We start from the raw sequence: 13,254 nt of genomic DNA, 5'->3' as shown, positions 1-13,254 counted from the left end.
GTGAATCCATATGAATGGCTTAAATATACCCTGGAGAATATTATGTCCATCAACCATAAAAATATCCGGAATCTCTATCCTCAGAATTATAAAAAATTACAGCTAGACTGAACATGATTTTATTATAAAAAAATAGATAATAAAATTACGCTAAATTAAAAGATGTAGTTGGTGGGGCGCATACCTTTTAGTAAGGAATACTATAGCTAATAACTAAGCCTGCCCCGATAAAATCGGGGCAGGCTGTGTGGCCGGTACGGCCTGTCCCGATTTTTCGGGAGCCTAACATGAATGCAGGATTGACTAAACCGACTGTTCGTCGATTAGCCACTATGCGGAGTGTCTGTTTGTCTTGAATGTTTTTAGGTAGAGATCGCCTCTTTTCTTTTTAATTGAAGGCTATAACTAAACTTAGAAAATAGCAAGTTTCACTTTTCAGGATGTTAATTGGTTTTTGATTGTGCCTTTTAATCGCGAGGCGACAGCCAAAGGTTTTATTACCCCGAGGTAGTTTACTTCTAATAATCTCCCGTCCCGAAGGGGCTCGTTCAATAAGGAATTACCCTAAAGAACAGCTATCCTAAGAAAGTGTAACTTTAAAAGGTCAAAAAGCAAAAGCCCGGGCCTAAAAGTCAGGGTGCTGATTCTTATTATTTGTTTATGATTTGAATTCTTGTGTACAGGTTTTTGATAGTGTAATTTATTGAAAATGAGCAAAAAAATCACAAAGCGAATATTAAGAATAGGTTTAATTGGTGCAAGTTTAGCCTCTTTGTTTTTTGTTCCGTGGATTCTGGTTTGGGCCTGGATTTTACCACTACCTGATACGGTTCAGGAGCAATTAAATGAAGGAATTGATCACGGATTTGATGGAATGATCGTTTATGTGGACGAGGCAGGAAAACCTCCGGCATCTTATGCGGCTGGCTGGCACGATAGAAAAAAGAAAATACCTGCTTATCCCGGTGCCCTGTTTAAAATTGCAAGTATTACAAAGCTTTATGTCGCTGTTGCTGCCACTAAATTAATTAAAGATGGACGACTGTCTTTAGATAAAACACTTTCAGAATATTTCCCCGAACTTGCAGATAGAATTGAAAATTCAGATAAAATAACTTTAAGGATGATGCTGCAACACAGAAGCGGCATTCCCAATTTTGTAGATCATCCCGACTTTTGGACAAAACCTCCCGAAACTAGACAGGAAACACTTAATTACGCACTATATTTACCTGCAGATTTTAAACCAGGAGAAGATTATGGCTACTCCAATACCAATTATATGTTGATTGAGGATCTTATTGATAAAGTGGTGGGGTATCCAAATCAGCAATATATCAAAGAAGAAATTTTGATACCTCTGGGATTAAAAAACACCTTCGGTTCGCTGAGTGAAGTGAATATAGATGATGTAATGAGTGGTTATTATGTGGGGAGTGATAAAGATTATAAGACAGAAAATATAGGTTTAATGATAGCGACCGCAGAGGATGTAGGAATATTTTTGAGAGCTTTAAACGATGGTTCTGTATTTGATGAAGGCGAGCAGGAAATCTATTCCTCAGTTTACGTTTACAATCATACAGGTTTAATTGTGGGTTACCAAAGTATTGCGGAATATCACCAGGACATCGATACAGTTATTGTTCAATTTAATAATACAGCTAACTTTAATGGATATGACTGGAATTTAGCAGAAATCATATACGGCCGTATCGTGAAAATAGTGAGGAATAAAAGAAGCTGATACTAGCAAAATTGATTGTAAAATGTCCTTTTGAGACCCCTCACGAAAATTTAAAAAAACGGTAATATTGATGTAAATAGTTCACATTTAAAGCGGAAAAAAGTTGCCATGAATTCAGGAATATTTAAAGTTTGATAATCTTTAGTCTTGGAAAACCGATTTTCAACCAATTAAATTTAACTAAAATCTATCATATACCAACCCTTTCCGCCTCCTTCCGCTATCGCAGAAGAAGCTACCTTTCCTTCAAAGGGAAGGAGCGCTTTCAATCGAACTAAGTCACCCGACAAGCTTGCTCCTCCCCTTGGTAAGGAGGGGATGAATTCAGCTTTGCTGGAGAAGGGATGGTTGCGTTTTTTGTTCGCCAATTTCGTTTAAAATTTCAAAAATCATTATTTTTCTATATTCTTTAAAGGTTTATAATCAGCGTATTAGGAAATCCGTCAATGATAGCGCAGTCGAGAAGTTTTCTATGAATTTTTTAGTTTAACTGGATTGATGACTCCTGCAAAAATCAGCCGCTCTTCCAGAGGCGTTCTGTAAATTTGATTTGCCGGTTTTAAATTGTTATTATTGGAAATTATTGATGTCCGATAAAAATATAACGATTTTGCATGTTCTTTTTTATAGCAAGGCCTAAAAGCGATTTCATAATTATCCTCCTTGCTATGTGAAATCTTCACGAAGAACATTTAATTGTAGAATATTACCTATGAAAAAGCAGGATGCTCAGTTAGTTAAAGTTTAGTCTTTTCTCTTTTTTCTTGCAGAGAAGCGATCTTGTTTCTTTACCGGACAATAGTGATTGGAAATAGGTAAAACGCAAAGAATATATTTTTAAAGCATTAGAATGGCATAAAACTTTCAACTAAATAGCATGCCACTATAAACCAATAAAGTACCTTTGCAAAAAATTAAGGATATGAGTAGAAACGATAAATCTAAAGGTGGAAAGTTTAGCGGAGGAAAAAGAGGGGGGAAGAGCAAAAAAGCCACTCCCGGAAAAACTCCGGCTAAACCGCAATCTGCCGCTAGTAATGCGTTTAAAACCGATGGTATTCGGTTAAATAAATACATCGCCAATGCCGGTATCTGTTCCCGCCGGGACGCCGATATCTTTATTGCGGCGGGAAATGTAACCGTAAATGGAAAAGTTGTTACCGAAATGGGCTATAAAGTAAGCCTTACCGACGATGTAAAGTTTGATGGAAGAAGTGTAAACCCCGATAAACCCGAATATTTTGTCCTAAACAAACCCAAAGGTATTTACGTAACCGGTAGCACCGAAAAAGGGGGGAGAACAGTGATGGATATTATGGCTAAGGCAACCAAAGCTAAATTAGATCCTGTAGGAAAGTTAGATACCCAAACTATGGGCTTGCTTTTATTCACTAATGATGGTACGCTGGCCAAGAGATTGGGGAAGCCAAGAAATGGAATTCGGCAAATTTACCAGGTAAATTTAACGAAGCCCCTGGCATTGGCCGATCTTGAAAAAATTAGGGAAGGTGTCTATTTGGAAGATGGAAAAGTGAACGTTCAGGACATTAGCTATATTGCAAATCGACCTAAAAACGAAATAGGTTTAGAAACCAACAGTACAAGAAATCACGTTGTTCAGCGACTTTTTAAAAGTCAGGGATATGAAATTGAGAAATTAGACCGTGTTGTTTTTGGCGGACTCACAAAAAAGGATCTGCCACGTGGTCGGTTTAGAAGACTTACAGATCAGGAAGTTATAAATATGGGAATGCTTTAAAAAAAGCTGTTGCTATTTATTTTTTTAATATTTTTGAACCGGATTAGGATAAATCTTAATCCGGTTTTTTATTTAAACTTAGAATTGCCTGGCATTAGGCAAGCAGAATTAAAAGAGATAAAAATTTTATAACTTTAACTAGCTAAACCAATTAACCAACTAAAATGAATAAAACCAATTACGCGGGCATCCCCAATAAGTATTCCCGCCTGGACGATGCAAAGGTGGTATTAATCCCCGTACCTTTTAATAATGCTCTTAAGACTGAAGAAGAAAAGGAGGCGGGTTTTAAGGCGTTTATAGAAGCTTCAGGGAAAATGGAGCTTTATGATATTGAAACCCGCAGTGAAGTTTATAAAAAAGGGATTTATGTAGCACCGGCAGTTAGCGATTCTCAGGAATCGGGAAGCCCGGAAAAAATGGTAGAAACAGTTTACAAAACCACAAAAAACTATCTTCAGCAAGAAAAATTTGTAAGTTTATTTGGTGGCGAACGCGCTATTTCTATTGGGGCTATAAAAGCTTTTCAGGAGAGTTTCCCTGAACTGACGGTGGTGCAATTAGATGCGCAGGCCAATTTGCGTCCCGAGCATGAGGACTCTGGCTGTAACTCTGCCTGTGCTTTACACGAAGCCAGTAAAAACACCAATTTGGTACAGGTGGGAATTAGGGCTATGGATGCAGCTGAGGTTGATTATATGGATGAAAATCAAGTGTATTTTGCTCATGACCTGTATGATGAATGGCAGGACGATGCTATTGGCCAAATGACGCCAAATGTATTTATTACCATAGATGTAGATGCTTTTGATCCTTCTATTTTGCCCGCGACCAACTCCCCGGAACCCGGCGGACTTTTCTGGTATGAAACCCTGGAGTTTTTAAAACTTATGTTTAAAAAGAAAAATGTAGTTGGTTTTGATATTGTAGGCTTGCACCCCAATAAAACCGATAAAACCTCAGATGCTTTGGTCGCCAGGCTTTACTACAAAATGCTGAGTTATAAGTTTAAATATCAGGATTATAAACAGGAGGACGACGTGGACTAAACTTTCTCGAGGAATTTAAATTCCGATTATCGAGTAAAGGGCTTCAAGCTTGTTTTTCTGTAAATATGAATTTGAGCAGACCTCACAGTGCGGATAACTATGCGCAATTGTGAGGTCTTAACTTTTACCCCATCAAATAAAAACAATGCTGTCTGATAAAAATAAAACCAAATAGCAGGTTCTCTCTTATAGCAAAGCCTAAGAGCGATTTCTTAATTACTCTCTTTGGTATTTGAAACTTCGCGAAAAAGGGTTCGTTGAGAAATATTATATATGAATGATTAATTATCAATGAGTTACAATTTAGTCTTTTCTCTTTTTTCTTGCAGCGAAAGCGATCTTGCTTCTTTACCGGACAACAGTGAAATCAAAGCTTGTTTTAAGAAAACTTAGTTAGTAATGATGCCACTATGACACTAAATTTTAGTAGTATTGAGCAACTTTTCGCGGGTAAGTTTCAAATGGATTTTTCTCCTAAAAACATGGATAGGAATGAGTAGTAATTGGTACGTTTATGCAATTGGTTTTTTGGGTCAATTGTTATTTGCTGGGAGATTAATCATGCAGTGGTTAAAATCTGAGAAAAAAGAAAAAATTGCTACGCCCTCCCTTTTTTGGAAACTTAGTCTGCAAGGTGCAGTTTTACTTTTCGTTTATGGTTATTTAAGGGATGATATGGCAATTATGCTAGGTCAATTTCTGGTTTATGGCGCCTATTTTAGAAACCTGCAATTACAGGGCAAATGGGGAGAATCTGGGGTTATGTTTAAAATCTATGTTATTGGTTTGCCTATCCTTATTGCACTTTATCTCTTGTTTTTTGGTCAAATGGATTGGGAAGATCTCGTTAAAGGCGATAATATTTCTACCTGGCTTATCGCATTGGGAATTGTTGGTCAGTTAATTTATACTTTCCGTTTTATTTATCAATGGGTACATGCCGAAAGACATCAAAAATCAGATCTGCCCTGGAAATTTTGGGTGATTAGCCTGATGGGTTCCGGCCTTATTTTTACTTATGGGATTTTTAGGGACGACCCGGTGCTTATTGCAGCACATTTCTTTGGCGGGATCGTTTATATAAGAAACCTCTTTATCATTAGGAAATCCCAGGCTAAAGCTTAGTTTTTTTCTGAAACAATTCATAGAGAAAGTATCCGAAAACAATGAGGTATTCTATGGCAATTAACCAGTAATTTTCGCTGAAATCTTTATTTCCGTAGGCTTCGTAGCTAAAAAATACCAGAAAACTCCAAAGTAGGGCAAAGCGATATGGCGTAAATAAGGAAAGCAGGAGTGGTGTGACCAGATACCAGGGATGCACCGTGGTAGCCATTAAAAAGTAAAATGTTACAGCCAATAACATTACATTTATAAGACTTTTAAAAGAATAATTTCTTCGGAAGAAAGCCAGGTAGCCCACCAGGATTAAGACAATAACCGGACTTATTTTTCCGAATGTACCGATAATATTGTACCCGGTAAATTGAAAGCCAATCCATCGAATTATATAGTAAATACTGGCATTAAATTCAAATTTCTGAAACCAAAGACTTATACTATTTGAAAAATTAGTGATTAATGTGGAAGAAATAAAAGGCAGAAAACTGACTAAAACAGTAACTCCCACCAGTAAATAATAACGCAACAGCGTTTTAAATCCTAATTTGTTTTCGGCTGAAATATTTTCAGCCTTAGCTCTCTCATCTAAACGATCTACCGTTTTTGCTGAATTTGCCCCCTTTTTTCTGCTCAAAAAGTAATGCCAAAATAAAGGCAAAAATAAGAGCGGTAATAGTTTTACCGAAACAGAAATTCCAAATAAAATTGCACTCCACACCCATTTCTTTTCAAATAAAAGATAGAGCGAGCATAGTAGAAAGGAAATCATGATTCCTTCAAAGTGAAGGTTACCCGTTAACTCAATAATTATAAACGGGTTTAAGACAAACCAGAATATTCGGTGTGCGGGTAAGTTTATTTTTTGTAATAATTTTCTTCCAAAATAGAGAATCCCAAAATCGGCAGCGATTATAAAGACGCGCATCCAGATGACGGCTCCCAGAATACTTTTCCCCCCTAAAAACACCGAAACTGCAAAGAATAACTGATTTACCGGAGGGTAACTTGTGAAATTTCCGGCACTTAAACTTCCCATTCCAAGTATTAGGTTCTCTCGCAATGGTTCCAGGGAAGTTGAGAACACATTAGGAACCGATAAGTAAGGATTAATTCCCTCTAAAATCAACTGTCCGTCCCAAATAAATCGGTAGAAATCCTGCGAGAGATTGGGTAAAGTGGGAATAAATAAGAAGCGGAAGAGCATCGCCGTTCCCGCCAAAAGCCAGAAATTATCTTTTTCTAACTGAATGAGTTTAAAGCTGATAAAAAATAAACCGACATAGAGGCTTATTAACTTTAAAAAATTACTTCTATCAAGATCGTAGCCAAAAGACCAATAAAATAGAATTCCCGCTAAAACGAGAAGGATAGAGAATTTATGATATTTAAAGAAATCTGCCATTCTTTGCAGACCTCACAGGTCTCCAAGACCTGTGAGGTCTAATTAATTTTTAATAGATCTAAACACCACAAACCCAAAACCTATAAACAGCATCAAATGAAAAACAGCCAGACTAAAGTCATGTAATAAAAAAGCACTGTATAAGCCGAAGCCAAAATAAAGCCAAAGCGCAAATTCAACGCCAAGGCTTAAAGAGAATTTCTGCTGTATATATTTGTTGTTTTTCCAGGAGTCTTTTATGGAATTTACATTGAATTTTGGAGTCCTAATAAACGCCGATTTCTTTCCTAAATGTCCTTCTAAAACCGCCAGGGAATTATGAACAGAAAACCCCATCGCCACAGAAAAAAAAGTGAAAAACATCCCGATAAAACTAAAAAAGCTTTTTAGACTTTTGCCGTGAATCTTAGCGTAAGCGGTGTAATAACAAAGGAAAAATATAAGCGTACTAACAAGAAAAAATGCCACCAGATTAAAATACCAGCCAAACTGCGGATTGTTGTTTTTAATAAATAACACCGGGACACTCAACACGGCTAAAATCAGGATGATTAAGAACATACTGGAATTAAGCAGGTGAAAAAAAGCGTGAAATTTTGTGCTAAAAGGAACCGAAGGATCTTTCGCCAGCTTTTTAAAGTTCTTTTTAAAATTTTCTGCTGCACCTTTGTTCCATCTAAATTGCTGTGAGCGAGCAGCACTAATGGCCACGGGTAGTTCTGCCGGGGTTTCTACATCTTCCAGGTATTTAAATTCCCAGTTTTTTAATTGTGCGCGATAGCTTAAGTCGAGGTCTTCCGTTAAGGTGTCGCCGCTCCAGTTCCCGGCATCCAGGATACAGGCTTTACGCCAAATTCCTGCTGTACCGTTAAAGTTGATAAAGTGCCGTCCAAAATTCCTACCCGTTTGTTCCAGGATAAAATGAAAATCTAAAGCAAATGCTTGAATTTTAGTCAGCAGGGAATAATCCCGATTAATGTGCCCCCAGCGGGTTTGTACCACGCCAATTTCTGGGTTTTTGAAATAGGGTACGGTTTGTAACAACCAGTTTTTCTTCGGAAGAAAATCGGAATCAAAAATGGCTATAAATTCACCGCGTGCAATTTTAAGTCCTTCTTTAAGCGCCCCGGCTTTAAAGCCCGTGCGGTTTTCCCGGGTGATATGCTGGATATCCAAGCCTGTCTTTTGCAATTCCTGGATTGTTTTTTTAATGGTTTCTATAGACTCATCGGTAGAATCATCTAACACCTGAATCTCCAATTTTTCCCGGGGATATGCTATTTTAGCAATATTCTTCAGTAGTCGTTCTACTACATAAAGTTCATTGTATAATGGTAACTGAATAGTAACCACAGGAATTTCGGCAGGATTGTTTAGGTCAAATTTTTCCGAAGTATCTACCTTTTTTTTAGCCTTAAGGTAGTTGAGCAACAATTGAAACTGACTAATACTGTAGAAAAAAATGAGCAGCAGGGCAAGGGTGTATATAATGATAATGGTTAAATCCATTATTTAAAACTGTATTTAAAGATCCATCCAAGAATTTTTACTCCGGCAAAGATAGCACCTTTCACCGTGCCAGAAACTTTTGAAGTGCCAATTCTGTTTTTGTAATGTACAGGTACTTCTGTATAACTAAGATCTTTTTTTAAAGCTTTTAATTGCATTTCTACCGTCCAGCCGTAGGTTTTATCTTCCATTCCCAGCGCGAGTAACTTCTCATATTTTATAGCCCTAAATGGGCCGAGATCGGTAAATTCAGCATTAAAAAACAATTTCATAAGAGTGGTGGCCAGCCAGTTGCCAAAAATTTGTGGCATTGTCATGGATCCACTTTCCCTTAGATGCTTTACCCGAGAGCCAATTACCAAATCTTTATTTTCTTCTATAATTGGTGCTACAATCTTAGTTAGTTCTGAAGGATAGTCGCTGTAATCTCCATCTAAAAACACAATAATATCTGGTTTCTTTACGGGCTTGTCTAAGGACTGTTTAGCGATATAATCCATACCTTTTAAACAGGCATAACCATAACCTTTTCTGGGTTCCTTAAGTACGGTAGCTCCTGCGGCTTCGGCATTTTTCTCGGTATCATCTGTAGAATTGTTGCTTACTACAATGGTTTCATCAACAATTTCAGGGATTTCTGCAAGTACGTTTGCGATAGCCGCTTCTTCGTTAAAGGCCGGGATAATAACTTTAATAAGTGCTGCCATTATTTAGCGCGCTGGTTTACCAAATCCATAAGGTCAACATCGTTTCCAAGAAGTACTTCTTCAGAATTAATGCGGCCATCGAGATCGTCATTTTCTAATTTCAGCACGCCACGCGGGCAAACCGAAGCGCAAATTCCGCAACCAACGCAGCTGGAGCGTACAATATTTTCACCCTTTTGTGCATAAGCACGAACGTCAATTCCCATTTCGCAATAAGTGGAGCAATTTCCGCAAGAAATGCACTGTCCGCCGTTTGTAGTAATCCTAAACTTAGAGAAAAGCCGTTGTTGCATTCCGAGAATTGCGGCCATAGGGCATCCAAACCTGCACCATACCCTATTCCCAAAAATAGGGTAAAAACCAACTCCAATCACGCCAGAGAAGGCAGCGCCAATTAAGAACCCGTACCATTCCCGTAGTTTATGGGCGGCAACAAAAAATATGTTTCCGTTTCCGCTAAAGTAATTAATACTAATAATAGCTAAAATCACTACCAGAAATCCTATCGCGCCATACTGAGCATCTTTTGCCAGTTCTTTGCGTTTAAAAACCATAATTACTACAAAAAGCAAAGTGAGAAAGCCTGCACTTCCCCAAAGAAAAACATCTTTGGTTAGCCAAAATTCGCTCGCGTTATTGCCCAGGTAGGAATACACCACTGCGATGGACATTACAGTAACGAGCACCAGCACCGTATGGATTAACCAGCGTTCTAACCTCCAGGATTTTTGTGATTTATCTGAAAGGTGTCGAAATGGGTCGCCGGCAGTTTCTGCCAGTCCGCCGCAACCACAAACCCAGCTGCAATACCAGCGTTTTCCATATTTATAAGTTAAAATTGGGGTAATCACGAAAATAGAGATAAGTCCGAATGCGAGCATTATAACTCCTACATTTCCTGCTGAAAAGAAGCTGTTTAATTTATAGCCGGAAAAAAGATCATAATTAAGCGGCCAGATATTCGCCGGATTAAAATAAGGCTGATTTAAACGAGATAGGATTTCCGGAATTAAAAAAGCAAAACCGAGCTGAAAAAACATTACAGAAAAAGTCCTTAGCACCTCATACCGGTTGTTGCGATATTTAAGGATAAATTTAATGCCAAAAACGAGAATAGCAAGGGTGTAAAGCGTGCCATACACGAACCATTGGCTGGCGGGATTACCGCTAATAAATTTACTTAAAGGATCAAAAAGTGCTATGAGTCCGGTGTTTTCAGCATTGGCGTTAAGCCCCAGGTATTGCGGCATCCAATATAATACGATGTAAAAAATAGTGAGGCCAATTCCCAGGATCCAAGCCCAGAAGCCGCGACCGCTAAGAGATTTAAACCAAACTCCGTCATTTTTTATACCGGCGTGTTTTCCCAGGTAAAGATCGGCAGAAAATACTGCGGTACCGGCAGCGATAAGTCCAAGGGAAAGGCTTAAGAATAGGGTTTTATTAGGGAAATCTACATTGGCAATGGACAGGATTAGGATAAATAAGCCTATTAAGCCAATGCCGCTGGCTATTCTTTGTACTATAGATAGTTTTACCGGAGCATCCCCGGTAAGGGACATATTGTGTTCTATTTTGCTCATGCTTGCTGTAAATTTTCTTTAAAACTTCGGAATATCTCCTTTTCGTGATTTCTGTAAAACTCCGGGTCGAAATTGGCTTGTTTTAAATTTGCCAAAACATAATCTATTTTTCGGTTTTCATTAAGCCAGGAATCAAAGACTTTGTGCCGCATTCTTATTCCGAAGGTATTGATACCCAAAAACAATTTGGTTTCAGGGTGAAAAGCAATGGTGATGGCTTTGGTATTGTCTTTATGTTGCCAATGAAAATGCATTTCTTCGGCACTGGTCTTAGGAGCTACGTGTCCATAAGTCTGGTATTCAATTTCAAAGAATTTAGCCGAATTAAACCAATTCCCCGGTCTATAGGGCATTGGTTTTCCGGTTAAAGTTTGCGCAAGGGTTTCGCCCATCATCCTACCGGTGTACCAAACTGCTTCAATAGGTTTACGTTTTTTTCGGGTAGATCGCAGTTGGGCGCAATCCCCAATGGCGTAAACATTTTTTATATTGGTTTGTAAAAATTCATCGACCAATATTCCTTTGTCGGTTTCCAGAGCTGAATCTTTTAGGAAATCTATATTCGGGCTTACCCCGGCACATAAGCCAACCAGTTGGCAGCTAATTTCTTCCCCATCTTTAGTGGTGATAGATTTCACTCGGCCATTTTCGTCTCCATTAATTTTCTCTAATTCTGTTTGGTGCCGCAAGTCGATACCGTGCGATTTGATATGCCTGGAAATCATTTTTGCATCTTCAATGGGCAGTACGTTATGCCAAAACCCTTCTTCCCGCACCAAAAAGGTCACTTCAATATTTCTAGTGCGAAGCATTTCGGCGAGTTCCACACCAATAAGTCCGCCGCCAATAATAACCGCTCTTTTACAGTTTTGCGTATTATCTTCCAGTAATTGTAAATCCTGTTTTGAAACCAGTCCCTGTACACCTTCTAAGTTTTCTCCTTCCCAGCCAAATTTATTATAATTAGATCCTGTAGCCAGCACTAACTTATCATAGCTGAAGCTTTCTTCGTAAGAAAAAAAGAGTTTTTTCTCTTGAAAATCGATGTTTTGAACCCGGGCCTTTTTTAACTCAATGCGGTTTTTCTCCCAAAACCAGTTTTCATAGGGTTCTAAATGCTGCCATTTCATATGGCCCATATAGACGTACATTAAAGCTGTGCGTGAAAAGAAGTAATCACTTTCCGAAGAAATTACCGTAATTCTTGCATCAGAATTTTTTCTGATATGCCGGGCACAGGTGATTCCCGCAATCCCGTTGCCTATAATGACGATATGATCCATTTTACTTTTCCCAGTTTTGATTCTTGAAGTTTATTGCTGAAGCTTAAAAGCGAATATAAGAATAGTCGTAAAGAATAGCTATACCTTATACTTTAAAAGATAAGTTCTTTATTGAAGGTTTAAAAATTTATGCCGCTCCGCCGGAGCTTATAGAGCGTCAGCACTATTTATTTATAAATATACCGCCTCTACGAGGCTTATAGGAAGTTCAGAATGTAATTTTTGCTATAGAATAATCAAACTGAAAATAAAGGCTTAAGAGCTTCAGAGAAGCGAAATATATATATAGCAGGAGATTTTCAGGAATAAAAAAAGAGCTCCATAGGAGCGGTATATTTTATCTTGAATGTGTATTATGGCAATAATGGGTTTTTTAAATATAAGAAAATCGGGTATGAATAGCTATGCCGCTCCGCTGGAGCTTATAGAGCGTCACTGCTATTTTACTATAAATATACCGCCTCTACGAGGCTTAGAGGAAATTCGGAATGTAATTTTTGCTATGGAATAATCAAACTGGAAACAAAGACTTAGGAGCTTCAGAGAAGCGAAATATATATAGCAGGAGATTTTCAGGAATAAAAAAAGAGCTCCATAGGAGCGGTATATTTTATCTTGATTGTGCATTATGGCAATAATGGGCTTTTTAAATATAAGAAAACGGGGTATGAATAGCTATGCCCCTCCGCTGGAGCTTATAGAGCGTCACTGCTATTTTACTTTAAATATGTCGCCTTTACGAGGCTTAAAGGAAATTCGCAATGTAATTTTTGCTATGGAATAATCAAACTGGAAACAAAGACTTAGGAGCTTCAGAGAAGCGAAATATATATAGCAGGAGATTTTCAGGAATAAAAAAAGAGCTCCATAGGAGCGGTATATTTTATCTTGATTGTGCATTATGGCAATAATGGTTTTTTTAAATATAAGAAAACCGGGTATGAATAGCTATGCCGCTCCGCTGGAGCTTATAGAGCGTCACTGCTATTTTACTATAAACCTGAGTTCGGGCTAAGGAATTAGCAGAATAATGCGAGTTGCCCCTTTGATTTTATATCTTCCTCAAACTTAATAGCTGGCTTTTTTTCTTGAA

General features: G+C 38.0%; 9 protein-coding genes. 4 read left to right on the top strand and 5 right to left on the bottom strand.

What is annotated here, in order from left to right; translation table 11 throughout:
* Positions 1–709: 709 nt before the first annotated feature.
* From BUA71_RS17240 to BUA71_RS17220, 4 genes are all read left to right on the top strand, one after another.
* The gene (locus tag BUA71_RS17240; RefSeq protein ID WP_072882019.1) at positions 710–1,747 is read left to right on the top strand and encodes a serine hydrolase domain-containing protein; all 1,038 of its coding nucleotides are present in this window, start codon (positions 710–712) and stop codon (positions 1,745–1,747) included.
* A gap of 922 nt (positions 1,748–2,669) precedes the next feature.
* The gene (locus BUA71_RS17230; protein ID WP_072882015.1) at positions 2,670–3,506 is read left to right on the top strand and encodes a pseudouridine synthase; all 837 of its coding nucleotides are present in this window, start codon (positions 2,670–2,672) and stop codon (positions 3,504–3,506) included.
* A 164-nt stretch (positions 3,507–3,670) separates the two neighbouring features.
* Positions 3,671–4,555 (top strand): agmatinase, encoded by an 885-nt coding sequence (gene speB, locus BUA71_RS17225; RefSeq protein ID WP_072882013.1) that lies wholly within the window; start codon positions 3,671–3,673, stop codon positions 4,553–4,555.
* Positions 4,556–5,047: 492 nt separating this feature from the next.
* On the top strand, positions 5,048–5,680 hold the full coding sequence (locus BUA71_RS17220) for a lipid-A-disaccharide synthase N-terminal domain-containing protein (RefSeq protein ID WP_072882011.1): 633 nt from the start codon (positions 5,048–5,050) through the stop codon (positions 5,678–5,680).
* Here BUA71_RS17220 and BUA71_RS17215 read toward each other — a convergent pair.
* The 5 genes from BUA71_RS17215 to BUA71_RS17195 are packed head-to-tail and all read right to left on the bottom strand — an operon-like array spanning position 5,670 to position 12,161.
* Positions 5,670–7,079 carry an MptA/MptB family glycosyltransferase gene (locus BUA71_RS17215; protein WP_072882009.1) on the bottom strand — a complete coding sequence of 470 codons (1,410 nt, stop codon included), beginning with the start codon at positions 7,077–7,079 and terminating at the stop codon, positions 5,670–5,672. The two genes, BUA71_RS17220 and BUA71_RS17215, sit on opposite strands and share 11 nt — an antisense overlap.
* A gap of 42 nt (positions 7,080–7,121) precedes the next feature.
* Positions 7,122–8,588 carry a cellulose synthase family protein gene (locus BUA71_RS17210; protein WP_072882007.1) on the bottom strand — a complete coding sequence of 489 codons (1,467 nt, stop codon included), beginning with the start codon at positions 8,586–8,588 and terminating at the stop codon, positions 7,122–7,124.
* Positions 8,588–9,295 carry a glycosyltransferase family 2 protein gene (locus BUA71_RS17205; RefSeq protein WP_072882006.1) on the bottom strand — a complete coding sequence of 236 codons (708 nt, stop codon included), beginning with the start codon at positions 9,293–9,295 and terminating at the stop codon, positions 8,588–8,590. Before BUA71_RS17205 ends, BUA71_RS17210 begins: the two co-directional genes overlap by 1 nt.
* Positions 9,295–10,878: a 4Fe-4S binding protein gene (locus BUA71_RS17200; RefSeq protein ID WP_072882004.1), complete on the bottom strand. Its 1,584-nt coding sequence runs from the start codon at positions 10,876–10,878 to the stop codon at positions 9,295–9,297. Before BUA71_RS17200 ends, BUA71_RS17205 begins: the two co-directional genes overlap by 1 nt.
* Positions 10,875–12,161, bottom strand: coding sequence for an NAD(P)/FAD-dependent oxidoreductase (locus tag BUA71_RS17195; RefSeq protein ID WP_072882002.1), 1,287 nt, complete (start codon positions 12,159–12,161; stop codon positions 10,875–10,877). The genes BUA71_RS17200 and BUA71_RS17195 overlap by 4 nt, the downstream gene beginning before the upstream one ends.
* Positions 12,162–13,254: the final 1,093 nt, after the last annotated feature.

It is taken from the genome of Salegentibacter echinorum, assembly GCF_900129445.1.
In the GTDB taxonomy this organism is placed as follows: Bacteria; Bacteroidota; Bacteroidia; order Flavobacteriales; family Flavobacteriaceae; genus Salegentibacter; species Salegentibacter echinorum.
Note: the sequence above shows the minus strand (reverse complement) of the source record. Positions and strands in the feature narration are given on the sequence as shown.